This window comes from Paractinoplanes pyxinae, assembly GCF_026626335.1.
GTDB lineage: Bacteria > Actinomycetota > Actinomycetes > Mycobacteriales > Micromonosporaceae > Actinoplanes > Actinoplanes pyxinae.
Genome location: NZ_JAPNTZ010000002.1, coordinates 623,598 through 647,912, shown reverse-complemented (window position 1 = coordinate 647,912; position 24,315 = coordinate 623,598). Strand labels below are relative to the sequence as shown.

The 24,315-nt window shown below is 72.9% G+C and carries 24 protein-coding genes; 7 read left to right on the top strand and 17 right to left on the bottom strand.

The features are described 5' to 3' along the window. Positions 1-121: 121 nt before the first annotated feature. Positions 122-607 (bottom strand): Cys-tRNA(Pro) deacylase, encoded by a 486-nt coding sequence (ybaK, locus tag OWR29_RS07730; RefSeq protein ID WP_267561812.1) that lies wholly within the window; start codon positions 605-607, stop codon positions 122-124. A 64-nt stretch (positions 608-671) separates the two neighbouring features. Continuing rightward, entirely contained in the window at positions 672-1,943 is a 1,272-nt protein-coding gene (locus OWR29_RS07725) for a class I SAM-dependent methyltransferase (RefSeq protein ID WP_267561811.1), read from the bottom strand. 230 nt (positions 1,944-2,173) lie between these two features. On the opposite strand from OWR29_RS07725, the gene groES reads away from it, so the two are divergent. The 3 genes from groES (at position 2,174) to OWR29_RS07710 (ending at position 4,677) form a co-directional block, all read left to right on the top strand. Then, positions 2,174-2,482: a co-chaperone GroES gene (gene groES, locus OWR29_RS07720; protein WP_015619077.1), complete on the top strand. Its 309-nt coding sequence runs from the start codon at positions 2,174-2,176 to the stop codon at positions 2,480-2,482. A gap of 73 nt (positions 2,483-2,555) precedes the next feature. Beyond that, complete coding sequence (gene groL, locus OWR29_RS07715) at positions 2,556-4,205, top strand: chaperonin GroEL (RefSeq protein ID WP_267561810.1); 1,650 nt, start codon at positions 2,556-2,558, stop codon at positions 4,203-4,205. Positions 4,206-4,392: 187 nt separating this feature from the next. Then, on the top strand, positions 4,393-4,677 hold the full coding sequence (locus OWR29_RS07710; RefSeq protein ID WP_267561809.1) for a DUF1707 SHOCT-like domain-containing protein: 285 nt from the start codon (positions 4,393-4,395) through the stop codon (positions 4,675-4,677). A gap of 6 nt (positions 4,678-4,683) precedes the next feature. On the opposite strand, the gene OWR29_RS07705 is transcribed toward OWR29_RS07710, so the two are convergent. The 12 genes from OWR29_RS07705 to OWR29_RS07650 form a co-directional block, all read right to left on the bottom strand. After that, entirely contained in the window at positions 4,684-6,486 is a 1,803-nt protein-coding gene (locus OWR29_RS07705) for an ABC transporter ATP-binding protein (protein ID WP_267561808.1), read from the bottom strand. Further along, positions 6,483-8,174 carry an ABC transporter ATP-binding protein gene (locus OWR29_RS07700; RefSeq protein WP_267561807.1) on the bottom strand — a complete coding sequence of 564 codons (1,692 nt, stop codon included), beginning with the start codon at positions 8,172-8,174 and terminating at the stop codon, positions 6,483-6,485. Before OWR29_RS07700 ends, OWR29_RS07705 begins: the two co-directional genes overlap by 4 nt. Positions 8,175-8,239: 65 nt before the next feature. After that, positions 8,240-8,494 carry a hypothetical protein gene (locus OWR29_RS07695; protein ID WP_267561806.1) on the bottom strand — a complete coding sequence of 85 codons (255 nt, stop codon included), beginning with the start codon at positions 8,492-8,494 and terminating at the stop codon, positions 8,240-8,242. A gap of 9 nt (positions 8,495-8,503) precedes the next feature. Then, positions 8,504-9,556, bottom strand: a complete 1,053-nt coding sequence (tsaD, locus tag OWR29_RS07690; protein WP_267561804.1) for a tRNA (adenosine(37)-N6)-threonylcarbamoyltransferase complex transferase subunit TsaD — start codon at positions 9,554-9,556, stop codon at positions 8,504-8,506. Continuing rightward, positions 9,549-9,983: a ribosomal protein S18-alanine N-acetyltransferase gene (gene rimI / locus OWR29_RS07685; protein WP_267561803.1), complete on the bottom strand. Its 435-nt coding sequence runs from the start codon at positions 9,981-9,983 to the stop codon at positions 9,549-9,551. Before rimI ends, tsaD begins: the two co-directional genes overlap by 8 nt. Further along, positions 9,983-10,888, bottom strand: a complete 906-nt coding sequence (gene tsaB / locus OWR29_RS07680; RefSeq protein ID WP_267561802.1) for a tRNA (adenosine(37)-N6)-threonylcarbamoyltransferase complex dimerization subunit type 1 TsaB — start codon at positions 10,886-10,888, stop codon at positions 9,983-9,985. The genes rimI and tsaB overlap by 1 nt, the downstream gene beginning before the upstream one ends. 53 nt (positions 10,889-10,941) lie before the next feature. Continuing rightward, on the bottom strand, positions 10,942-11,619 hold the full coding sequence (gene ung, locus OWR29_RS07675; protein WP_267561914.1) for a uracil-DNA glycosylase: 678 nt from the start codon (positions 11,617-11,619) through the stop codon (positions 10,942-10,944). A 78-nt stretch (positions 11,620-11,697) separates the two neighbouring features. Continuing rightward, positions 11,698-12,153 (bottom strand): tRNA (adenosine(37)-N6)-threonylcarbamoyltransferase complex ATPase subunit type 1 TsaE, encoded by a 456-nt coding sequence (tsaE, locus tag OWR29_RS07670; protein WP_267561801.1) that lies wholly within the window; start codon positions 12,151-12,153, stop codon positions 11,698-11,700. Beyond that, entirely contained in the window at positions 12,150-13,241 is a 1,092-nt protein-coding gene (locus OWR29_RS07665; protein ID WP_267561800.1) for an alpha/beta fold hydrolase, read from the bottom strand. The genes tsaE and OWR29_RS07665 overlap by 4 nt, the downstream gene beginning before the upstream one ends. Then, positions 13,238-14,356, bottom strand: coding sequence for an alanine racemase (gene alr / locus OWR29_RS07660; RefSeq protein ID WP_267561799.1), 1,119 nt, complete (start codon positions 14,354-14,356; stop codon positions 13,238-13,240). Before alr ends, OWR29_RS07665 begins: the two co-directional genes overlap by 4 nt. A 34-nt stretch (positions 14,357-14,390) precedes the next feature. Beyond that, a complete protein-coding gene (locus tag OWR29_RS07655) occupies positions 14,391-15,851 on the bottom strand; it encodes an NAD(P)H-hydrate dehydratase (protein ID WP_267561798.1) in 1,461 nt (486 codons plus the stop codon). 47 nt (positions 15,852-15,898) lie between these two features. Beyond that, positions 15,899-16,267 (bottom strand): holo-ACP synthase, encoded by a 369-nt coding sequence (locus tag OWR29_RS07650; RefSeq protein ID WP_267561797.1) that lies wholly within the window; start codon positions 16,265-16,267, stop codon positions 15,899-15,901. A 156-nt stretch (positions 16,268-16,423) separates the two neighbouring features. On the opposite strand from OWR29_RS07650, the gene OWR29_RS07645 reads away from it, so the two are divergent. Together OWR29_RS07645 and OWR29_RS07640 are read left to right on the top strand one after the other, a co-directional pair. Continuing rightward, positions 16,424-16,711: a hypothetical protein gene (locus OWR29_RS07645; RefSeq protein ID WP_267561796.1), complete on the top strand. Its 288-nt coding sequence runs from the start codon at positions 16,424-16,426 to the stop codon at positions 16,709-16,711. 385 nt (positions 16,712-17,096) lie between these two features. Continuing rightward, positions 17,097-18,185 (top strand): alpha/beta hydrolase, encoded by a 1,089-nt coding sequence (locus OWR29_RS07640; RefSeq protein ID WP_267561795.1) that lies wholly within the window; start codon positions 17,097-17,099, stop codon positions 18,183-18,185. 20 nt (positions 18,186-18,205) lie between these two features. Here OWR29_RS07640 and glmS read toward each other — a convergent pair whose 3' ends face one another. Beyond that, entirely contained in the window at positions 18,206-20,089 is a 1,884-nt protein-coding gene (gene glmS / locus OWR29_RS07635; protein ID WP_267561793.1) for a glutamine--fructose-6-phosphate transaminase (isomerizing), read from the bottom strand. Positions 20,090-20,260: 171 nt separating this feature from the next. Here glmS and OWR29_RS07630 point away from each other — a divergent pair, with 171 nt between their 5' ends. Beyond that, positions 20,261-21,055 carry an MmpS family transport accessory protein gene (locus OWR29_RS07630; RefSeq protein WP_267561792.1) on the top strand — a complete coding sequence of 265 codons (795 nt, stop codon included), beginning with the start codon at positions 20,261-20,263 and terminating at the stop codon, positions 21,053-21,055. Positions 21,056-21,088: 33 nt separating this feature from the next. Continuing rightward, positions 21,089-22,267, top strand: a complete 1,179-nt coding sequence (locus OWR29_RS07625; protein ID WP_267561791.1) for a pyridoxal phosphate-dependent aminotransferase — start codon at positions 21,089-21,091, stop codon at positions 22,265-22,267. A gap of 9 nt (positions 22,268-22,276) precedes the next feature. On the opposite strand, the gene glmM is transcribed toward OWR29_RS07625, so the two are convergent. Together glmM and rpsI are read right to left on the bottom strand one after the other, a co-directional pair. Next, on the bottom strand, positions 22,277-23,629 hold the full coding sequence (gene glmM, locus OWR29_RS07620; protein ID WP_267561790.1) for a phosphoglucosamine mutase: 1,353 nt from the start codon (positions 23,627-23,629) through the stop codon (positions 22,277-22,279). Between the two features lie 140 nt (positions 23,630-23,769). After that, entirely contained in the window at positions 23,770-24,297 is a 528-nt protein-coding gene (gene rpsI / locus OWR29_RS07615; protein ID WP_324291227.1) for a 30S ribosomal protein S9, read from the bottom strand. Positions 24,298-24,315 lie beyond the last annotated feature (18 nt).

Below are 24,315 nucleotides of genomic sequence, written 5' to 3'. Positions count from 1 at the left end.
CGTGGCTCACCCTGTGACGCTAAGTCAGGGCCCTGACCGGTTCGTACCGTTCTCGAGAGAAAGATCCTCTCGGCGCGTAACGTTGTCGTAACGGCTCGCGGCTCTTCGGAAGTTTCTTCCCCTATGTCCGGATCGTGGCGGCCACGGCGTCGGTGAGGCGGATGAGATCGGCCGGTTTCAGGCCGGCCTGCAGACCCCGCCGGCCCGCCGAGACGTACATGAGATCGAGGCTCAGCGCCGAGTCGTCGACCACCGTGGGCAGCTTCTTGCGCTGCCCGAGCGGGCTGATTCCCCCGCGTACGTATCCACTGCTGCGTTCGGCGTCGGCGCGCACGGCCATGACTGCCCGTTTGCCCCCCGCGGCGTGCGCGAGCGCCTTGAGATCGAGCTCGCCGGTCACCGGCACCACCCCGACGACGAGCGCGCCGTCGACCTCGGCGATCAGGGTCTTGAAGACGCGTTCCGGCGCCACCCCGAGGGCCTGGGCCACCAGCGCACCGTAGTTCGGCGCGTCCGGCGACACGACGTACGGGTGCAGCGTGTGCTCGACCTTCTGCGCGGTCAGCAGCGCGGTGGCCGGGGTGCCGGCCGCGGCCTTCTTAGCCATGCCGCGCACGCTACTCGCGGCCGCTGCCCGATCGCGGGCAACCCCGGCCGCTCGTGCCCGGACTTCAGGGCTCGCAGAGGATCACCGCTGGCGCGCCGGCCACGCGGGTCAGCACCAGCGAAGCCGCCTGCGAGCCGGACAGGCGCAGATCCTTGCGTAGCTGATCGGGCTCGAGGGCCGAACCACGCTTGCGGATCTCCAGGCGGCCCACGCCTCGCTCGCGCAGCAGAGCCCGCAGGCGCTTCAGCGAGAACGGCAGCACGTCGGTGATCGCCAGCCGCCGGGCGAAGGGAGTGTCGACCGGGTCGTCGGTGTAGACGTAGGCGATCGAGGGGTCGGCCAGCCGCCCGCCGACGGTGTCGGCGAACTCGGCCACCAGGTGGGCGCGCACCACCGCCGGGTCCGGGTCATAGAGGTACGCCCCGACGCCGCCCACCTCTGCCAACCGGTCGCCGCCGCCGGTCAGCTCCGTAACCCCGCCCTTGGCCGCGTCTTCGCTCGCAGCGCCTGCGCTCGCAGCGCCTGCGCTCGCAGCGCCCGCGCTCGCGGCGTCCTCGCTGATCGCGGCGTGCGGGCGGGTCAGCAGGAGGGAGGCTCGGCGGGGGGCTCGAGCCAGCGGGCCGCACCAGAACGCGGCCTCGACCAGGTCGCCGCCCACGCTGACCCACTCCCCCTCGGCGCCGGGCGGCAGCAGATCGTGGTCGATGCCGGGGGCCAGCTTCAGCACCGTGCGCGGCACCCTTTCGGCCAGGCCGGCGATGAAATCCCACGGCGGCGAGTACGACTTGGGGTCGAACACCCGCCCTCGGCCGGCCTTGCGCCGGGCCGGGTCGGCGAAGACGGCGTCGTAGTCCTCCACGCGCACGGCGGTGGCGTCGGCGCACTCCACCGTCACGAGATCGGCCAGGCCCAGAGCCCGGGCGTTGGCCGCGGCGTACTCGGCGGTGACCGGATCGGCGTCGACGGCGAAGACCTTGATCCCGGCGCGGGCCGCCGCGAGTGCGTCCGAGCCCAGCCCGCACCCGAGGTCGGCCAGCGTCCGGACGCCGGCGGCGGCCAGCCGGGCGGCCCGGCGGTTCGCCACGACGGCTCGGGTCGCCTGTTCGAGGCCGGCTCGCGTGAAGAACATCTCGGCCGCGTCGGCGCCGAACTTGGCGGCCGCACGCCGGCGCAGACCGACCATCGTGAGCGCGGCGGCGGCCAGATCGGGTTCCACCCCGGCCGAGCGCAGGGCGGAGGCGGCGGCGAGCGGATCGCCACCGGCCGTCCCGGCCGCCAGGGCCAGGGCGGTCACCCCTTCGGGCGTACGAAATCGGGCAGTTGACTCGGCAGTCACGCAGGCATTCTCCACGGCACACCGGGTCTGGCACTCTGGTTGACGGAGTGCTAGTTCCGGCCTAATCTCCGATTAGCACTCTCAACATGAGGGTGCCAGCCGAACACCCGTCCCGGGGGTTCGGTGGGCACCAGGCGGACCGGCACCCGCGACGACGGTCCCGCCCGGTGGCATGAGGCAGCTGGCCGGCCTGTCCTGGCCGGCGAAACGATACCCAGGAGGGTATGCCCGTGACTACCGCGACCAAGGTTGCGATCAAGCCGCTCGAGGACCGCATCGTGGTCCAGGCGAACGAGGCTGAGACGACCACGGCGTCGGGCATCGTGATCCCCGACACCGCCAAGGAGAAGCCGCAGGAGGGCACCGTCCTCGCTGTCGGCCCCGGCCGCATCGACGACAAGGGCAACCGCATCCCGGTTGACGTCAAGGTCGGCGAGACGGTCCTCTACTCGAAGTACGGCGGCACCGAGGTCAAGTACGCCGGCGAGGAGTACCTGGTGCTCTCCGCCCGCGACGTCCTCGCGGTCATCGAGAAGTGACCTACTGACAGTGCTAATCGCCCTGGCCCGTGCTCACGGGTCAGGGCGGTGGTGCGTGAAGGGCTATTGAACAATGGCGAAGATTCTCAGCTTCTCGGACGACGCGCGCCACCTGCTCGAGCACGGCGTCAACTCGCTCGCTGACACGGTCAAGGTCACCCTCGGCCCGCGCGGTCGCAACGTCGTCCTGGACAAGAAGTTCGGCGCTCCCACGATCACCAACGACGGCGTCACCATCGCCAAGGAGATCGAGCTCACCGACCCGTACGAGAACCTCGGCGCGCAGCTGGTCAAGGAGGTGGCGACCAAGACCAACGACGTCGCCGGCGACGGGACCACCACCGCCACGGTGCTCGCGCAGGCGCTGGTCCGCGAGGGCCTGCGCAACGTGACCGCGGGCGCCAACCCGATCGCGCTCAAGCGGGGCATGGACCAGGCGGCCGAGGCCGTCTCCAAGGCTCTGCTGGGCAAGGCCGTCGAGGTCGCCGATCACAAGGCGATCGCCAACGTGGCCACCATCTCGGCCCAGGACGCCACCATCGGCGAGCTCATCGCCGAGGCGATGGACCGGGTCGGCCGCGACGGTGTCATCACCGTCGAGGAGGGCTCGGCGATGGCGACCGAGCTCGAGGTCACCGAGGGTCTGCAGTTCGACAAGGGCTTCATCTCCCCGAACTTCGTGACCGACGCCGAGTCGCAGGAGGCCGTCCTCGAGGACGCGCACATCCTGATCACGACCCAGAAGATCTCCAGTATCGAAGAGATGCTGCCGCTGCTCGAAAAGGTTCTGCAGTCGGGCAAGCCGCTGCTGATCATCGCGGAGGACGTCGAGGGCCAGGCCCTGTCCACCCTGGTGGTCAACGCGCTGCGCAAGACGCTGAAGGTGGCCGCCGTCAAGGCGCCCGGCTTCGGCGACCGGCGCAAGGCGATGCTGCAGGACATGGCGATCGCCACCGGCGGCGAGCTCGTCGCCCCCGAGCTCGGCTACAAGCTCGACCAGGTCACCCTGGAGATGCTGGGTTCGGCCCGGCGCGTCGTGGTCGACAAAGAGAACACCACCATCGTCGACGGTGGCGGCCAGTCCTCCGAGGTCTCCGACCGGGTCCAGCAGATCCGCAAAGAGATCGAGGCCTCCGACTCCGACTGGGACCGCGAGAAGCTCCAGGAGCGGCTCGCGAAGCTCTCCGGCGGCATCGCGGTGATCAAGGTCGGCGCGGCCACCGAGGTCGAGATGAAGGAGCGCAAGCACCGCATCGAGGACGCCATCGCGGCGACCAAGGCCGCGGTCGAGGAGGGCACCGTCCCCGGCGGCGGCGCCGCCCTGGCCCAGGTGGCCACGGAGCTCGACGGCGGTCTGGGCCTGTCCGGCGAAGAGGCGATCGGCGTGTCGATCGTCCGCAAGGCGCTGGTCGAGCCGCTGCGGTGGATCGCGCAGAACGCCGGCCACGACGGCTACGTCGTGGTGGGCAAGGTCGGCGAGCTCGGGTGGGGTCACGGCCTGAACGCCGCCACCGACGAGTACGTCGACCTGGCGGCGGCCGGCATCATCGACCCGGTGAAGGTGACCCGCAACGCGGTCTCCAACGCCGTTTCGATCGCGGGCCTGCTGCTGACCACGGAAAGCCTCGTGGTCGACAAGCCGGCCGAGCCGGAGCCGGCCGCGGCCGGTGGCCACGGGCACAGCCACGGTGGCCACGGCCACCAGCACGGCCCGGGCTTCTGATCCGCAGCTCGACAAAGAAAGGGCGCGCCCCCTGAAGGGCGCGCCCTTTCGCGTTCTCTCCCGCCCGCCCTGTCCTTCGCGTTTCCCCCGCGGCCTTGGCGTTCAGCGCGCGTCCGCAGTCGGGTCGCACTTGTCCGTTCGTGTTCAGCGCCTGCCCGGGGTCGCGCCGCGGCGGTAGAGTGCGGCCGTGGAGATCCGGGCATCCGACGACGACCGGCAGCGCACGGTGGCCGCCCTCGAGCGGCACGCCGGCGCCGGCCGCCTCACGCTGGACGAGTTCGCCGAGCGCGCCAAGGTCGCCCACAACGCCCGCACCCTCGACGAGCTGGCCGCGATCGTCGGCGACCTGCCCGCCGAGTCCGCCGGCGGCACAGTGGCCGCCGAGCCGAGCCGCGACCTGCTCATCCTCTTCGCCGTGGCCGCCGCCACCCTCATCCTGCTCGGCGTCTTCATCGCCATGATCCGCGCCTGACCAGCGTCAGCGGGTGGCGCCCGCCCGGGCGGCGTCCTCCTCCCAGGGGTCGTCGTCGGGGTCGGGGACTCGCTCGCCGTGCCAGGAGCGCCACAGCGCCGCGTAGGGGCCGCCGGCGGCGACCAGCTCGTCGTGGGAGCCCAGCTCGGTGATCCGCCCGTCCTCGACGACGGCCACGCGGTCGGCGTCGTGGGCCGAGAACAGCCGGTGCGCGATCGCCACGACCGTGCGCCCGTGCAGCACAGCGGCGAGAGAGCGTTCCAAGTCGCGGGCCGCCCGCGGGTCGAGCAGCGACGTCGCCTCGTCGAGCACCAGGGTGTGCGGATCAGCCAGCACCAGCCGGGCCAGCGCCAGCTGCTGGGCCTGGGCCGCCGACAGCGGATGGCCACCCGCCCCGACCACCGTCTCGAGCCCCTGCGGCAGCGCCAGCGCCCAGTCGAGCGCGTGCACGGCGGCCAGCGCCGCGCGCACCTCGTCGTCGCCGGCGCCCGGCCGGACCATGGCCAGGTTGTCGCGCAGGGTGCCGATGAAGACGTGGTGCTCCTGCGTCACCAGCGCCACCTCGTTGCGCAGCTTGTCGAGCGGCAGGTCGTGCAGGGCCACGCCACCCACCGTGATACCGCCGGCGGTCGGCTCGTGCACCCCGGCCAGCAGCCGGCCCAGCGTCGACTTGCCCGCCCCGGACGGACCGACCACGGCCAGCCTCTCCCCCGGTTCGAGGGTCAGGTTGATGCCGTGCAGCACCTCGCGACCGGCCACATAGGAGAAATGGACGTCGCGCACCTCGATCCGCGTGCCCACCGGTTCGGCGCCGTGCGGCTCGGGTTCGCCGGCACCGGCCGCGACCCCGAGCAGCCGGGCCAGCGACGCCGCCCCCACCTGCACCTCGTCGAGCCAGCCGAGCAGCCGGTCGAGCGGGTCGATCAGCATCTGCACGTAGATCACCGCGGCCGTCAGCTGCCCGAGCGACACCGAGCCGCCCAGATAGAGCCACCCGCCGACCAGCAACGTGGCGACGACGGGCAGCACGTAGCTCACGTCGATGACCGGAAAATACGCGGTGCGCAGGAACAGGGTGTACTTCTCGGCCGCCCACGACCGCCGCAAGTCGGCGTCGGACCGTTCGATCCGCTGCTGCCGGCGGTGCAACGCGTCGACAGTGCGCGCGCCCTCGACCGTCTCGGCCAGCCCGTCGGTCACCGTCGAGTAGACCGCGTTCTGCCGCAGGTAGCCCTCGGGCGCCCGGCGCAGATACCACCGCGTGCCGACGACGATGATCGGCACTGCGATCAGCAACGGGACCGCGAGCAGCGGACTGGTGATCACCATCGCCACGACCACCAGCACGACAGTGATCAGGCCGATCATCGTCTCGGGCACGGCCAGGCGCACCGAGCGCGACAGCGCGTCGACGTCGCGGGTGGTCCGCGTCAGCAGGTCGCCCGAGCCCGCCTTTTCCACAGTGGAGAGCGGCAGGGTGAGCACCCGGTCGACGAATTCCTCCCGCAGCCGGGCCAGCACCCGCTCGCCGAGCCGGGCCGAGGCCAGATGGGCGAACCGGGTCAGCACGGCCTGCAGCACGACGAACCCGGCGATGGCGGCGGCCAGCCGGTCGACCACCCCGACGCCCTCGCCGTGCCGGATCGCCTCGACCAGATCGCCCAGGAGCCGCGGCCCGACCAGCCCGGCCACGGCCGCCAGCACGTGCAGCCCAAGGGTGAGACTGAGCGCGCGCGGGTAGCGCCGGAACAGATCGCGGGCATAGCGCCGCACCTGGGCGCCGTCGGCCACCGGCAGCAGGTTGGTCACTGGTCCTCCTCGCGCAGCACCGTGCGGGCGTAGCCGGGCTCGCTTGACAGCAAGGCGTGGTGGTTGCCGTCGGCGACCACCCGGCCGTGCTCGACGAAGAGCACCCGGTCGGTGCGGTCGAGCACCAGCGGGCTGGACGTGCAGATCACCGTGGTGCGGCCGGCCCGCGCGGTGATCAGCCGGTCGGCGATGCGGGCCTCGGTGTGCGCGTCGACGGCGCTGGTCGGCTCGACCAGGATCAGCACATCGGGATCGGCCACCAGCGCCCGCACCAGCCGCAACCGTTGCTGCTGGCCGCCCGAGAAGGTGCGGCCCCGCTCGGCGACCTCGCTGTCGAGGCCGTCGGGCAACGCCTCGACGATGTCGGTGGCGGCCGCGGTGTGCAGGGCGGCGGGCAGGCGGCCGCTGTCGTACGGGTCGAGGTCGGCCCGCATCGGGCCGGTGAACAGCCGGGCGTCGTTGTCGGCCACCAGCACCCGCTCGCGCACCGTGGCCAGCTCGAATTCGCCCAGCGGCACCCCGTCGACGGTGGCCCCGTCGGCGTAGCGGCCCAGCCGGTCGGCGATGGCGGCCGCCTCGGCCGGCACGGAGGCGACGATCGCGGTGATCTCGCCCGGCCGGATCGTCACGCCGGACGCCGGGTCAGCCAGCTCGCCCCGGAACCGGTCGGCCGGCACGGCCGCCGCGGGGTCGGGCAAATCGGTCTGCGCCCGCAGCATGTCGACGACCCGGCGGGCCGAGACGTGGCCGCGGGTCAGCTTGTCGATCGTCTCGGTGAGCTGCCGCAGCGGTGTGACCAGGAAGGCCGCGTACGCGTAGAAGGAAACCAACTGACCCACGGTGATGTGCCCGCTCAGCGCGAACCGGGCCCCCAGCCACGTGACGAGCACCAGGAAGATGCCCGGGAGCAGGATCTGGGCCGCCTCGAGCAGCGACTCGACCCCGGCCGTGCGCACCCCGGCCGCGCGCAGCCGTTGCGACTCGTGCCGGTAACGCTCGCCCAGCACCGCCTCGCCGCCGATGCCGCGCAGCACCCGCAGCCCGCCGACCAGATCGGCCGCGCGCCCGGTGAGCAGGCCCTGCTGTTCGCGTGAGGCCGCCTGCCGCCGGTGCAGCGGGCGGATCAGCAGGCCGACCACGGCCATCAGCAGCGGCACGCCGAGCACCACCACCAGGCCCAGCGGCACCGAGGTGGTGAGCAGGATGACCGACACCGCGACGACCGCGATGAGCGAGCCCGTGCCCCGGGCCGTGATGTCGATCGCGCCGCCGATCTGGCGGATGTCGGACGTGCCGATCGCCACCACCTCGCCGGTGTCCAGGCGGCGGGAGAGCGCCGACCCGAGCCGCCCGGCCTGGCGGACCGTGACCTGCACCGTGGTGAACATGGCGCCCAGATAGTTGACCACCGCGAACCGGTGCCGGGCGATCCCGAACACGGCCTGCCCGAGGCCGGCCGCCAGCAGCACCAGGCTCCAGGTCAGCAGCCCGCGGCTGTCGCGGCCGGTGGCCGAGTCGATCGCCTTGCCCACGACGGCGGGAACGAAGGCTTGGCACAGCATCCAGAGGACGGCGAACGCGACTGCCGCGTACACCGGCCGCCAGGCACGGCGGATCAGCCATCGCAGGTAGGCGAGGGCGGACCGTTCGTCGGGAACGCCGGGGTCGGCGTCGGGGAGGTTTCGCATCGTGCCCCGACGTTACGGGCGGGGTCCGACAGTTTGCGACGGCTTTTCTCCTCGTACGACGGGATTCAGCGATCGACCGGTGTGAAGTCCCATACATGCGGGGCGCGGGCGACCAACTTGGCCGGCGGGGCGGGCAGATCCTGCGGCGTGTGGCGCCACTTCGAGATCACGACGATGCGGTTGTCGGTGGACGAGTAGACGTCGCTCGACACGTGTTGCGGCAGCACCTCGATGTGCGGCACCGCCACGTCGCAGACCCACGCCAGCAGCTCGTCGAAGCCGCTGAGCGAGGCTCGTATCTCCCACATCCGAGCGATCATGCTGGCTTCCTACCCCGCCACGCTGACCGCGGTCAATGGCATCGCGGAATCGGCGGGCAGATCGAGACGACTGGGGGCGACGCCCGCGGCGACCAGACGGGAGCCGAGCGCGGCCACCATGGCGCCGTTGTCGGTGCACAGCTGCGGCCGGGGCACGCGCACCTCGATGCCGTGCTTGGCCGCTCGCTCCTCGGCCAGCACCCGCAGCCGCGAGTTGGCCGCGACACCGCCGCCGATCAGCAACGTCCCCACCCCGTTGGCCCGGCACGCGTCGATCGCCTTGGCCGTGAGCACGTCGCACACCGCCTCTTGGAACGAGGCCGAGACGTCGGCGATCGGCACCGGCTCGCCGTCCCGCTCGCGAGCCTCGACCCAGCGTGCGACCGCTGTCTTCAACCCCGAGAACGAGAAGTCGAACCGGTGCGCGGCCAGGTCTTTCGGCGCGGTCAGGCCGCGGGGGAAGGCGATCGACCGGCGGTCACCCTCTTTCGCCGTACGATCGATGACCGGCCCACCGGGGAAGCCGAGCCCGAGCAGACGCGCGACCTTGTCGAACGCCTCGCCCGCGGCGTCGTCGATGGTGGCCCCGAGCGGGGTGACCCCGTTGGTCAGATCGTCGACCAGCAGCAACGACGAGTGTCCACCCGAGACCAGCATGGCGACGGCGGGTTCGGGCAGCGGGCCGTGCTCGAGGGTGTCGACGGCCACGTGCGCGGCCAGGTGATTCACGCCGTAGATCGGCTTCTCGGCGGCCAGGGCGTACCCCTTGGCCGCCGCGACCCCGACCAGCAGGGCCCCGGCGAGCCCGGGCCCGCTGGTCACGGCGATCGCGTCGATGTCGGCCAGGGTGACCCCGGCCTCGGTCAGGGCGCGCTGCATGGTCGGCACCAGCGCCTCGAGGTGGGCCCGGCTGGCCACCTCGGGCACGACGCCGCCGAACCGGGCGTGCTGGTCCACACTGGACGCCAGCGCGTCGGCCAGCAGGGTGTGCCCGCGCACGATGCCGACACCGGTCTCGTCGCAGGAGGTCTCGATGCCGAGGACCAGGGGCTCGTCAGCCATTGCGCATCATCACCAGGGCGTCCGTGTTGCTGGGTTGGTAGTAGCCGCGCCTGACCCCGACGGGCTCGAAATCGTACCTCGCGTAGAGATGCTGAGCCGGTGCGTTGTCGACCGCGACCTCGAGCAGCGTCTGCTTGATCCCGAGGCGGGCGACCTCGTCCAGCAGCGACTCGAGCAGGACGCGCCCGGTGCCGCGGCGCTGACCGTCACGGCGTACGGCGATGTTCTGCACCCAGGCCTCGTCCGGGGCGGCGGCCAGACCGGCGTACCCCAGAAGCTCGTCGCCCTCGGTCGCGACGACGTAGAAATTGTGCTGCGCCAGTTCGTTCCAGAACATGGCGCCCGTCCACTTCTCGTCGCCGAACAGATCGGCCTCCAACGGCAGCACCTCGGCTATGTGCCACCAGCGGAAACGCTCGATCCGCATCAGGTCAGCACCGGCTTGCGGCCGGACGGTTCGACGGCGTCGGGGCGGCGCAGATAGAGCGGGGTGAGCGCCTCGGTGGGGGCGGCCGCCCGGATGCGATCGGCCGCCAGCGCCACCAGCGCGGCGCCCGGCGGGTAGAGCAGGTGTTCCTCGACGGGCACGCCCAGCACCTCGCCGTACTTGAGGCCGCCCTCGCCGGCCACCCGGTCGACCAGGCCGTGCACGTTCGACGGCGGAGTCACCGGCTCGCGCCCGGTCACGTCCACGCCGTCGTCGCGGGTGGTGGCCTGGCCGATCAGGGTGTCAGCCTCGGCCCGGGCCAGCGCGGCGGCGACCCGGGCCGCGTCCGCGCCGGCCAGCGAGGTGGCCGCCTCGAGAACTTCGGACTCGGCCAGGGCGGCGGCCTCGGTGGCAGCCCGATTGCGGGCCCGGCTGCTGGTGGCGGTGCCGGCCCGCAGGATGCGGGCGCCGACGTCGGCCGGGCGGGCCACATCGGGGCCGAGGACGCGTACGCCGTCGAGGTACGTGGCCCAGTAGACCTCACGCCGACGGGCGTCGGTCGCGATCAGCACGCGCCCCGGCCCCGCGGCCCGGCCCAGACCGTCGAGCGAGCACACCCCGTACGCCGGGATGCCGAGCGCCTGGGCCATGCTCGCCGCCGTGGCCAGCCCGACCCGCAGCCCGGTGAACGGCCCCGGCCCGAGACCCGCGACGATCGCGCCGAGGTCACGCGGGCGCACGCCGGCCTCGGCGAGGGCGCCCTCGATCTCGGGGGCCAGCTTCTCGCCGTGCGCGCGGGGGTCGACCGTCCGCCGCTCGGCCACCCCGCGCAGCCCGTCGGCGGTCACCTCGACCAGGGCGGCGGTCGACGCGGGAGTGGCGGTGTCCAGAGCCAGCACAAGCACGCTCCGACCCTAACGCGCCGGGCGCGCTGCTCACGCGCGGCGGGCCGTGGCGCTCAGCTCACCGCCGGCTCGGGGCGCGGATCCCAGTTGATCAGCTCGCGACCGCCGTCGGCCAGGGCCTTGTTGGCCGCGCTGAACGGGCGCGAGTCGAGGAAGCCGGCCCGGTTGAGCGGGCTCGGATGACCGGCCTCGAGCACCACGTGGGCGGGGTTGTCGATCAGCGCGGCCTTCTTCCGGGCGTAGCCGCCCCAGAGCAGGAAGACGACCCGGTCGTCGCGGGCGTTCAGCGCGCGGATCGTGGCGTCGGTGAACGCCTCCCAGCCCTTGCCGCTGTGCGAGGCGGCCGCCCCGGCCCGGACGGTCAGGACCGCGTTGAGAAGCAGCACCCCCTGCCGGGCCCAGCCGGTCAGGTCGCCCGACTTGGGCGGCGCCACCCCGACGTCGGCCGCCAGCTCTTTGAACACGTTGCGCAGCGAGGGCGGGATCCGCACGCCGTCGCGCACACTGAAGCTGAGCCCGTGCGCCTGACCAGGGCCGTGATACGGGTCTTGCCCGAGGATCAGCACCCGGGTCTGCGCGGGCGGGCACAGGCGGTAGGCGGCGAACAGGTCTTCGATCGGCGGATAGATGGTGTGCTCCGCGTACTCCGCGGTCACGAACTCGCCCAGCGCGGCCGTCGCCTTCTCGTCGAGGAAGCCGGTCAGCTCGGCCCGCCAGTCGGCCGGCAGCATCTCCGCCAGATTCACAGTCTGCCCTTCTCAGCTAATCGGTGAGCCGCGTCGTGGCTAGTCGGTGAGCCCGTGTCGCGGCTAATCGGTGAGCCGCGCGACGCGGGCGGCCCAGTCCCCGCCGTGCGGCACCAGCTCGACCACGCGGGTGTCGTCGTCGAGGCGGTCGATGCGCACCTGCAGGTATTCGTCGTTGAGCTGCTCGACCAGGCCGGCGCCCCACTCGACCACGGTCACCGCGTCGTCGGCCGAGGCGTCCAAGTCGAGGTCGTCGATCTCGGCCCGCGGGTCGGGGCTGTCGCCCAGACGGTACGCGTCGGCGTGCACCAGCGGCGTGCGGCCCTTATGGACCCGGGCGATGACGAAGGTGGGCGAGGTGATCGGCCCGGTCACATGCAGGCCGACCCCGATGCCCTGCACCATCGCGGTCTTGCCGGCGCCGAGCGGGCCGGTCAGCAGCACCAGGTCGCCCGGGCGCAGGATCGCCGCGAGACGCCGGCCGAACTCGCGGGTGTCGTCGACCGTACGAAGCTTCACGAGATCTTCTCCACGAACGGCAGCAGCGCGGCGTTGACCTGGTCGGCCTTCTCGAGCATGACCACGTGGCCGCTGTTGTCCACTTTGATCAACTCGGCGTCGGGCAGGTGCCGCAGGATCTCTTCCGAGTGGGTGACCGGGGTCAGGTAGTCCTTGGTGCCGACGATCACCAGCACCGGCACGCCGCGCAACGCCGACAGGGCCGGGAAGCGGTTGTGCGTGTACAGCGTGTGCAGGTATTTCGTCAGCGTCTCGACCGAGGTCTTGGAGTTCATGTGCTCCACAAAGGTGACCAGCGACGGGCTCGGCTTCGGCTCACCGAACCCGTACCGCCGGGTCAGCAGCCAGGCCAGGTCGGACGACACCACCCGGGCCCGATCGATCGTGGTGCCGCCCAGGTCGGCCGCCTTGCCCCAGAGCGGGAAGAACGGCGCGCTGGCCCGGGCCACCAGGGTGGGCAGCCCCAGCTTGGACTTGTCGATCAGGCCGGCCGAGGTGGACATGAGCACGACACCGGTGACCCGCTTGCCGAACCATTCCGGGTACTGCTCGGCGAACGCCATGATCGTCATGCCGCCCATCGAGTGGCCGACCAGGATGATGTGCCCGTCCGGCACGGTCGCGTTGAGCACCGCGGCCAGCGACTTGCCGAGCGCCGCGATGTCGTACTCACCGGACTTGAGCCGGCTCGACCGGCCGTGCCCGGGCTGGTCGTAGAAGACCAGGCGGTGCTCGCCCTGCTCGGTCAGCGCCTGGCGCTGGAAGTAGAAGGTGCCCATGTCGAGCGCGAAGCCGTGCACGAAGACGATCGTCGGCTTGTTGCCGGGCTTCGTGGGCTCGACGATCTCGACGTGCAGCTCGGTGCCGTCGGCCGCGGTGACGGTCAGCTCGCTGTCGTGCGCCTGGTCGCCGAACGGCTCGTCGACGTACGGGTCGCCGGGCAAGTTGACCGAGCGGCGCACCAGCACCCGCTCGACCGCGAACGCCGTGGCCAGCCCGGCCGCCAGCACACCGACGGCCGCGCCGGCGATGCCGACCTGCTTGGCCCGCCGGGACGGGCCCTTCGCGGACCCCTTGGCCGGGCTCATGCCGCACCCCCGTCGTAGACCCGGGGCACCCGTGTGCTGCCGAAGCGGGTCACGATCTCGTAGTTGATCGTGCCGGCCACGGCGGCCCAGTCGTCGGCGGTCGGGCCGCCGTCGTCGCCCGGGCCGAACAATGTGGCCACGTCGCCCGAGACCACCGGATCGTCGCCGACGTCGAGGACGATCTGATCCATGCAGACCCGGCCGGCGACGGTGCGGCGCTTGCCGCCCAGCTGCACCGGCCCCGCGTTGGAGGCGGCCCGGGGCACCCCGTCGGCGTAGCCCAGCGGCACCAGGGCCAGCGTCGTCTCGCGCTCGGTGAAGTAGGTGTGCCCGTACGAGACGCCCTGGCCGGCGGGGACCCGCTTGGTCAGCGCGACCCGGGCCCGGGCGGTCATGGCCGGCCGCAGCCCGAAGGTCTCACCCGCGACGGGCGACAGGCCGTAGACCGCGAGGCCCGGGCGCACCAGGTCGTAGTGGGAGTCGGGCCTGGTCAGCGTGGCCGCCGAGTTGGCGATGTGCCGGTAGCGCGGGGTGATGCCGAAACGCTCGGCGACGGCCAGCCCGTCGGCGAAGGCGGCCAGCTGGTGATCGTTGGTCGGGTGGGCGGGCTCGTCGGCGTACACGAAATGGCTCCAGACGCCGACCACCTCGACCTCGCCGTCGGCCTGGGCCTTGGCCGCCGCCTCGAGCAGGGCGGGCCACTCGGCCGCGGTGGCGCCGCCCCGGGCCAGGCCGGTGTCGAGCTTCAGGTGGACGCGGGCCGTGCGTTCGGCCCGGCGGGCGGCGGCGACCAGCTCGCCCAGCAGCTCGAGGCTGCCCGCGTTCAGGTCGATGCCCGCCTCGACGCCCTCGTGCAGCGGCTGACCCGGCGAGTGCAGCCAGGCCAGCACCGGCACCTCGAAGCCGGCCCGGCGCAGCGCCAGCCCCTCGCCCAGGGTGGCCACCCCGAGCCAGCTGGCCCCGCCGGCCAGCGCGGCCCGCGCGGACGGCAGCATGCCGTGCCCGTAGCCGTCGCCCTTGACCACCGCCATGACCTCGGCGGTGGTGCCGGCGCGCAGCAACGCGACGTTGTCCCGGATGGCGTCCAGATCGATCCGGACCTCGGCCTGCCACATACGCCCAGCCTACTTATGCGTATGACAATTCTTGTTACCGCAGCTCGAGCCCGAGATCACGGACCGTCGGCGGCAGCGCCGCGGCGATGTCGGGCGCGGTCACCGGACCGTGGCCGGCCGCCCGCCGCCCGGCCAGCCCATGGGCGTACGCCGCGGCCGCCGCGGCCCGCTCGGGCGGCAGCCCACCGGCCAGCAGCGAGCCCAGCAGTCCGGCCAGCACGTCGCCGCTGCCCGCGGTGGCTAGCACGGACGTTCCCGTGGGGTTGACCAGCACTTCGCCGGCCGGGGTGGCCACGATCGTGCGGTCGCCCTTGAGCAGCACCACCGCGTTGGTCCAGGAGGCCAGCTTGAGGGCGGCCCCGGCCCGGTCGGCGCCGGGCCCCTCGCCGGCCAGGCGCTTGAACTCGCCGTCGTGCGGGGTCAGCACCATCGGCGCGTCGCGGCGCATGTCCCGGGCGTGCTTGCCGTCGACGAGCAGGGTCAGCGCGTCGGCGTCGAGCACCACCGGCAACGAGGTGGCCAGGACGCTGCGCAGGGTGGTGCGGGCCTCGTCGCCGGTGCCCAGGCCGGAGCCGCAGACCCAGGCCTGCACCCGCCCGGCGTCGGCGACCCGGGGCGCGGCGACCACCGACGGGTGGGCCCGGACGACCTCTTCGTGAGCGCTGCCCGCGTACCGGACCATGCCGGTCGGACCCGCGAGCGCGCCGCTGACGCCGAGCAGCGCGGCGCCCGGATAGGTGGCCGAACCGGTGGCGATGCCGACCACGCCGCGGGTGTATTTGTCGGAGTCGGGGCCGGGCTGCGGCCACCACCCCGCGACGTCGATCGAGTCGGGCACGGACAGCGCCGGGTCGGCCCGCAGCACCGGCCCGAGACCGATGTCGACCAGTTCGACCTGACCGCAGCGTACGGCGGCCGGGCCCACCACGTGCGCGGGCTTGAGGCAGCCGAAGGTGACGGTGACGTCGGCGGTCACCGCCTCGCCCGGCACGTCGCCGGTGTCGACGGCCACGCCGCTCGGCACGTCGACGGCGACCACGGCGGGGCGCGCGCCCGTACGACCGCGCAGCTCACCCAGCCGATGCACCACGGCCGCGGCCGGTGGGCGCAGGCCGCCGCTGGCCCCGATGCCGACTATGCCGTCGAGCACCAGATCGGCCCGCTCGGGCAGGTCACGCACGGTGAAGCCGCCGGCCGCACGCAACGCCTGCAGACCGGCCAGATGAACGCGGTCGGGCCGCATCAGCAGCGCGCGCACTTGGGCGCCCCGCCGAGCCAGGGCAGCCCCCGCGTACAGCGTGTCGCCGCCGTTGTCGCCGCTGCCCACCAGCAGCACCACCCGCGCGCCGTAGACGCCGCCGGTGTCGTCGAGCAGCAGCGCGCACCGCCTCGCCAGCCCGGCCGCCGCCCGCTGCATGAGCGTGCCCTCGGGCAGCTTCGCCATCAGGGTGCTTTCCGCCGCGCGCACGTCCGCGACGCGCCATGCCTGCCGCATCCGTCCTCCAACCTTCCGACGAGATGATCCCGGCCGGGCCGCGACCGTCAGGATTCCGCGACCACCATCGCCGAGGCGATGCCGCCGTCGTGCGAGAGCGAGAGGTGCCACCGGTTGACCCCGCGCTCGGCGGCCACGGCGGCCACCGTGCCCGAGACCGTGAGCCAGGGCCGGCCGTCCGGGTCGGCGACGATCTCGCAGTCGTGCCACAGCATGCCCGCGGGCGCGCCGAGCGCCTTGGCCACCGCCTCTTTGGCCGCGAAGCGGGCGGCCAGCGACTCGGCCGAACGCGGGTTGCCCGAGGCGCTGAGCCGCTCGCCCTCGGTGAACAGCCGCACGGCCAGCGACGGCGTCCGGTCGAGGGCGCGCGCGAAGCGCTCCACCAGGACCACATCGATGCCGACAGCCACGATCACGGCCACAACCCTATCGGTCGGCCCCTTTAGCACGGGGGCGAGCGCCCGACGAGCCCTGTGGACAGCCGCCGGCCGTCGTCCACAGGGCGTCCCACGGCCGTCCCGGGCCCCCTAACGTCGGCGCATCCCACCGCCGGATCCAGAAGGGGCGTCCCGATGAACCCTGACCTCGAAGTCGACACCGACGCGCTGCGGCGCGCGGCTTCCGACGTGGCCGCCACCGGCGCCGGCGTCGCCGCCGCGACCGCCGGGGAACCGCCGATCCCGGTCGTGCCGCGCTGGACCACCGCCGACGCGGCCCAGCTGGCCGCCGAGGCCGCCCGCGGCCAGCTCGCCCTGCTCGGCGCCGACATCGGCGAGACCGCCCGCCGCGTCGGCGACTGCTCCGCGGCGTACGAGCTGGCCGATGCCCGCGCCGTCACCCGCCTGCGGCTGACCCGATGACCACCGCCTCGATGACCCCCGCCGCCGTGCACGCGCGCCTGCGTGTCACCGATCCGGCCCGCTGGCGGGCGTTCGCCCTGTCCTGGCGCCGGTGGGCGGCGCTGGCGGGCCGGCTGGCCGCCGAGTTCGGTTCCCGCGTGGCCGCCGTCGCTGGCGCCTGGCGTGGCGCCGCCGCCACGGCGGCCGGTCGCCGTCTCGACGAGTTGCGGCGCCGGCTCACCCTGTTCCGGCTGCACTGCTGGCGGGCCGACCAGGCGGCCAGCGAGTTCGCCGCCGCCCTGGCCCGGGCCCGGGCGCTGCTGGCCGGCGACCGGGCGGCCGCTCTCGCGCTGGCGGCCCGGCCGACGCCGAGGCCACCGAGCGGCTCGAACGGCTGGCGTTGGCGATGCGCACTCCACCCTGGGCGCCGGCCGAGGCGAGCCGGCCCAGTTGCGCCAGTCCGCCGGCCGGCGTGCGCCGCTGGTGGTCCGCCCTGCCGGTCGACGAGCGCAACTGGCTGCTGGCCACCGAGGCGCCCTGGCTGGCCCGGCTCGACGGGCTGCCGGCGGCCGACCGGGATATCGCCAACCGCCTGCTGCTGGACGACCGCCGGACCGAGCTCGACCGCGCCATCGCCGCCGCGTCCGGCCGCGAGCGGGGCCGCCTGCGGAAGGTGCGGGACGGCCTGGCCGCCCTGAGCGACCGGCTGGCCGACGAGGACGGCCCACGGGCCTACCTGCTGAGCCTGGACACCGGCGAGGAGGGCCGGGCCGTGGTGGCGCTGGGCGATCCCGACCGGGCGAGCAGCGTGCTCACCCACGTGCCGGGGATGACGGCCGACCTGGCCTCGTTCGGGGGCGAGCTGGCCCGGGCCGAGCGGGTCGCCGTGCGCGCGGCCGAGTTGGACCCGAGGTCGCCGACCAGCGCGATCCTCTGGCTCGACTACGACGCGCCGGACTTCGTCGACGAGGCGGCCGGCGCGCGCCGGGCCGAGGCCGCCACGCCCGCGCTCCGGCACTTCCAGGAGGGACTGCGAGCAGCGCACGAGGGATCGCCGGCCCGGCAGGTGGTGCTCGGCCACAGCTACGGGTCGCTGGTGGTGGGCCGGGCGGCGGCCACAGACGGGTTCGAGGCCGACGGCGTCGTCTTCGTGGGCTCGCCCGGGGTCGGCGTCGACTCAGCCCGCGACCTGCGGGTGCCCGCGGGCGAAGTCTGGTCGACCACCTCGCGGAGCGACGTCATCCAGTACGCGGCGGTCGCCCCCGGCGGGTTCGTCCGCGACATGGCCGTGGCGAGCGGCGTGCCGGTGGCCGGCCCGTGGCTGGCCTTCGGGCGCCCCGAACGCGACTTGTGGTTCGGCCACAACCCGAGCGATCCCGGGTTCGGCGGCCACGTGTTCGCGAGCTCGCCCGGCAGCGGCCACATCGGCTACTGGGAGCCGGGCACGCCCTCGCTCGACACGATGGCCGCCATCACGCTGGGGTCAGCGCGATGACGGCCACGGGACGCAACGGGCTACTCGACGGTGACCGACTTCGCCAGGTTGCGGGGCTGGTCGACGTCGTGGCCCCGGGCCGAGGCGATCTCGCAGGCCAGGATCTGCAGCGGCACGGTGGTCATCAGCGGCGCGAGCAGGGTCGGCGTGGCCGGCACGGGGATCAGGTGGTCGGCGAAGGCGGCCACGCTGTCGTCGCCCTCCTCGGCGATCACGATGGTGCGGGCGCCGCGGGCGCGCACCTCCTGGATGTTCGAGACGACCTTGTCGCGCATGACGCCCCGGCCGGCCGGCGACGGCACCACGCAGACCACCGGCGTGCCCTCGTCGATCAGGGCGATCGGGCCGTGCTTGAGCTCGCCGGCGGCGAAGCCCTCGGCGTGCATGTAGGCGAGCTCCTTGAGCTTGAGCGCACCCTCCAGGGCCACCGGGTAGCCGACGTGCCGACCGATGAAGAGCACCGTCGACGCGGTCTTGAGGTCACGGCCGAGCGCGCGCACCTCTTCCATCGAGCCCAGCAGGCGGCGCAGGCTGTCGGGGGTGCTCTGCAGCTTCTCGACCACGGCGGCGACCTCGTCGGCGTACATGACGCCGCGGATCTGGGCCAGGTGCAGGCCGATGAGGTAGCAGGCGGCCAGCTGGGTCAGGAAAGCCTTGGTCGAGGCCACCGCGATCTCGGGACCGCCGTGCGTGTAGAGCACTGCATCCGACTCGCGGGGGATCGTCGAGCCGTTGGTGTTGCAGATGGCCAGCACGCGGGCCTTCTGCTCCTTCGCGTGGCGCAGCGCCATCAGCGTGTCCATCGTCTCGCCGGACTGGCTGATCACGATCACCAGCGTCGAGCGGTCGAGGATCGGGTCGCGGTACCGGAACTCGCTGGCCAGCTCGACCTCGCACGGCAGGCGCACCCAGTGCTCGATCGCGTACTTGGCGACCATGCCCGCGTTGTACGACGTGCCGCAGGCGATGATGAAGATCTTGTCGACGTCGCGCAGGTCCTGGTCGGTGAGGCGGACCTCGTCGAGCACGATCTCGCCCCGGTCGGACAGCCGGCCCAGCAGGGTGTCGGCGATCGCCTGGGGCTGCTCGGCGATCTCTTTGAGCATGAAGTAGTCGTAGCCGCCCTTCTCGGCGGCCGAGGCGTCCCAGTCGATGTGGAACTCGTTGCCCTGCTGGGGCGAGCCGTCGAAGCCGGTGATCTCGATGCCGGCCGGGGTGATCAGCACGACCTGGTCCTGGCCCAGCTCGATCGCCTCGCGGGTGTGCTCGATGAACGCCGACACGTCGCTGGCCAGGAAGTTCTCGCCCTCGCCGCGGCCCACCACGAGCGGCGAGTTGCGCCGGGCGGCGACCACCGCGTCGGGCACCTCGACGTCGATGGCGAGCAGGGTGAAGGCGCCCTCGAGGCGGCGCACGGTGCGGCGCATGCCCTCGGCCAGCAGCTCCGGCCCCTCGGCGTGGCCCGACTCGCGCAGCGCGCGCACCTCGGCCGCCAGCAGGTGGGCGGCGCACTCGGTGTCGGTGTCGCTGGTGAACTCGACGCCGGTCGCCTCGAGCTCGGCCCGCAGCCGGGCGAAGTTCTCGATGATGCCGTTGTGGATGACCGCGACCCGGCCGTCCTGCGAGACGTGCGGGTGCGCGTTGCGGTCGGTCGGGCCGCCGTGCGTCGCCCACCGAGTGTGCCCGATGCCGGTGAGACCGGCCGCGATGCCGGGATCGGCCGCCTCGGCCAGCGCCTTCTCAAGGTTGGCGAGCTTGCCCGCCTTCTTCTCGGTCAGAACGGCGCCGTCGTCCACGACAGCGACACCGGCGGAGTCGTACCCGCGGTATTCCAGCCTGCGCAGTCCGTCAATCACGATGCTGAGCGCCGGACGACCGCCGACGTACCCCACGATGCCACACATGGCGGTGACTCTAGCCGACGATCGCTCACCCGTCATGCTCGAGAAGCACCCTTTCGAGCACACGGTCTGCGCAGAACAGACCGAAAGGCCGACGGCGCCCTCGGACGGCTGGCGTCGTTGGCGTACCGTCGGCTACCGCGCCACAACAGCGCGCTCGCTTCGGGAGACATGGTGAGCAATCAACCCGACAATCGGCCGCCGGACGGCGGTTCTGAGCCGGGTGCGCCGCGCCCGCCGTCGTTCACGCCGGGGTCCGCACCCCTGCCTCAGCCGCCGAATCCGGACTACCCGCCGACGTCCGAGTTCCCGGCCACACCGACCGATCAGTTCCCGCCTCAGGCGTACGCGCCCCCGGGTTACGGCCCGCCACCCGGCTACCCACCGCCGGGCTATCCCCCTCCCGGCTATCCCGGGCAGCCGCCGTACCCGGGCCCGCCCGCCCCACGGCCGCGCAAGAGCAAGCTGCCGATCGTCGCCGTGCTCGTGGCGATCACCCTGCTTCTGTGCGGCGGCGTCGCCACCGCGGGCGTGCTCATCGCCCGCAACGTGGCCGACCGGGCCGAGAAGGCGGTCGAGCCGATCAACCAGCTGCCCACGGCCGTGCCCGAGATCCCGGACCTGCCGACCGAGCTGCCCGACCTGCCCAGCCTGCCGGCCGGGCCCGGGCTGGACGGCCGGCAGATCTCGGTGACGTACGAGGTGAGCGGCGAGGGTCAGGCGTCGCAGATCCTGTACGTGGAGAAGCTGGGCGAGGCGCCCAAGCGGCTCGAGAACGTCGACCTGCCGTGGAAGGTCACCACCCGGATGGAGACGCCGGCCCTGGTCTCGGTCGTCGCCATGCGGATCGGCGACGCGGAGGGCACGATCAGTTGCCGGGCCCTGGTCGACGGGGCCGAGGTCAAGCAGCGGACCTCGAGCGCCAGTACCGTCGCCACCGCCTCGTGCACCCACTTCGCGATCGACTGAGCGAGCGCGGCTACTAAAGGCAGAGCAGAGCAGATGACGAGCGACCCGCTGGTCGAACGGATGCGCCCGTTCGGCACCACGATCTTCACCGAGATGTCGGCCCTGGCCACCCGCACCGGATCGATCAACCTGGGCCAGGGCTTCCCGGACACCGACGGCCCGCCCGAGATGCTGGCCGCCGCCGCGCGGGCCCTGCAGACGGGCGCCAACCAGTACCCGCCTCTGCCGGGCATCCCCGCCCTGCGTGAGGCCATCGCCGGGCACGAGCAACGCTTTTGGGGCCTGGAACGCGACCCGGGCGGCGAGGTCGTCGTCACTGCCGGGGCCACCGAGGCGATCGCCGCCGCCATCCTGTCGCTGTGTGAGCCCGGCGACGAGGTCGTCACGTTCGAGCCGTACTACGACTCCTACGCCGCCTCCATCACGCTGGCCGGCGCCGTCCGGCGGCCGGTGACGCTACGTCCCGGCCCGGGCGGGCGCTACGGCTTCGACGAGGGTGAGCTGCGCGCCGCGTTCGGGCCACGCACCCGGCTGGTGCTGCTCAACTCGCCGCACAACCCGACCGGCAAGGTCTTCACGCGGGCCGAGCTGGACCTGATCGCCGCGCTGTGCCAGGAGCACGACACGTACGCCGTCACCGACGAGGTCTACGAGCACCTGGTCTTCACCGACGCCGCCGAGCCGCACGTCCCGCTGGCTAGCCTGCCGGGCATGCGCGAGCGCACGCTGCGCATCTCGTCGGCCGGCAAGACGTTCTCGTGCACCGGCTGGAAGGTCGGCTGGGCCACCGGACCGGCCCGGCTGGTGTCCGCGGTGACCCGGGTCAAGCAGTTCCTGACCTTCGTCAACGCCGGGCCGCTGCAGCCGGCGGTGGCCGTGGCGCTCGGTCTGGGCGACGACTACTTCACCGGCTTCCGCGACGAGTTGCAGGCCCGGCGCGACCATCTGGCGGCGGGGCTGACCGAGGCCGGTTTCGCAGTGCAGCCGTCCGACGGCACCTACTTCGTGACGGCCGACATCACGCCGCTGGGCGGCACTGACGGCATCGAGTTCTGCCGCCGGCTGCCCGAGCGCTGCGGCGTCGTGGCCGTGCCGACCCAGGTGTTCTACGACCACCAGGCGGCGGGCCGCCACCTGATCCGGTTCGCCTTCTGCAAGCGCGAGTCGGTGATCGACGAAGCGGCCCAGCGTCTGTCGAAGCTGGGCCGCTGAAAGTACTGATCAGGCCGGGGAGGCCGACCGGACCTCGTCGGCGATGCGCTCGGCCACCTCGCGGGCCTGCTCTTCGGTGGCCGCCTCGACCATCACCCGGACCAGCGGCTCGGTGCCCGACGGGCGCAGCAGCACCCGGCCGGTCTCGCCCAGCTCGTTCTCGGCCAGCGCCACGGCGGCCTGCACGGCCGGAGCCGACGCGCCCGCCGCGCGGTCGCCGACGCGGACGTTGATCAGCACCTGCGGCAGCGGGTGCACGACCGACGCCAGGTCGGCCAGCGACTTGCCGGTCGAGGCCAGCTGGGCCATCAGGTGCAGGCCGGTCAGCACGCCGTCCCCGGTGGTGGCGAAGGCCGGCATCACGATGTGCCCGCTCTGCTCGCCGCCCAGGGCCAGCCCGCCCGCGTTCAGCTCCTCGAGCACGTACCGGTCGCCGACCTTGGTCTCGATCAGCTTGATGCCGGACTGCTTCATGGCGATCCGCAGCCCGAGGTTGCTCATCACCGTGGCGACCAGCGTGTCGTCGGTCAGCGTGCCGGCGTCGCGCATGGCCAGGGCCAGAATGGCCATGATCTGGTCGCCGTCGACGACGTCGCCCGAGGCGGTCACGGCCAGGCAGCGGTCGGCGTCGCCGTCGTGGGCCAGGCCCAGGTCGGCCCCCTCGGCCAGCACGGCGTCGCGCACCTTGTCGAGGTGGGTCGAGCCGCACTCCTCGTTGATGTTCAGGCCGTCCGGGTCGGCGTGGATCGCGATGACCTCGGCGCCGGCCTCCTCGTAGGCGACCGGGGCGACCTCGCTGGCCGCACCGTTCGCGCAGTCCACCACGACCTTGACGCCGGCCAGGCTGTGCGGCGTCGAGCCGACCAGGTGCTTGACGTAGTGCTCGGCCCCGTCGAGCAGGTCGTGGACCCGTCCGATGCCGGCGCCGGTCGGCCGGCCGATCAGCCCGTGCCCGTCCTCGATGGCCTGTTCGATCCGCTCCTCCAGCTCGTCCGGCAGCTTGGTGCCGCCGGCGGCGAAGAGCTTGATCCCGTTGTCGGGCATCGGGTTGTGCGAGGCCGAGAGCATCACGCCGAGGTCGGCGTTGGTCTGACCGACCAGGTAGGCCACGGCCGGGGTGGGCAGCACGCCGACCCGCACCACGTTGGCCCCGGCGCTGGTCAGACCGGCGACCACGGCCGCCTCGAGCATTTCACCGCTGGCCCGCGGGTCACGCCCGACGATCGCCAGCGGCTGGTGGCTGCGGTCGCTCTCGACGAGCACCCGCGCGGCCGCGACCGCGACCTTGAGAGCCAGTTCCGGGGTGAGGAGTTCGCCGTTCGCGAGCCCGCGTACGCCGTCGGTGCCGAACAGACGCCCCATGGCGGCTTCCTTTCCCCGATTCACCCCTGAGGGGAGGTGGAACGGGTGCGTTGAGAAGGGGAGGGAACGCAAAACGGCCGGGCCGGCCCCCTGAAGAACACCAGGGGGCGCAACCCGGCCGTGTCAGACTCGGCGCAAAGTCAGCGCTTCGAGTACTGAGGAGCCTTGCGGGCCTTCTTGAGACCGTACTTCTTGCTCTCCTTGACGCGGGCGTCACGGGTGAGGAAGCCGGCCTTCTTGAGGGCGGGACGGTCGTCGGGCTCGTTCGTGATGAGCGCCCGCGCGATGCCGAGGCGCAGAGCGCCGGCCTGGCCGGTGATGCCACCGCCGCGCAGGTTCGCGATCACGTCGAACTGCTCTTCCTTCTCAGCGGTGACGAGCGGCTCGCGGATGAGCTGCTGGTGCACCTTGCTGGGGAAGTAGGCCTCGAGGTCGCGGCCGTTGCAGGTGATCTTGCCGCTGCCGGGCACGAGGCGCACCCGGACGATGGCCTCCTTGCGGCGGCCCACGGTCTGGATCGGACGGTCACCGGGACGCGGGGCGCGGACCGGGGCCGGAGCGGGCGTCTCGACGACGACCACGGTCTCCTCGGCGGGCGTCTCGACAACGACCGTGCCGGCGGGCTCCTCGACGGTCTCGACGACCTCGGGCTCGATAACGTCGGACATGCTGCTGCCTTCTCCCGC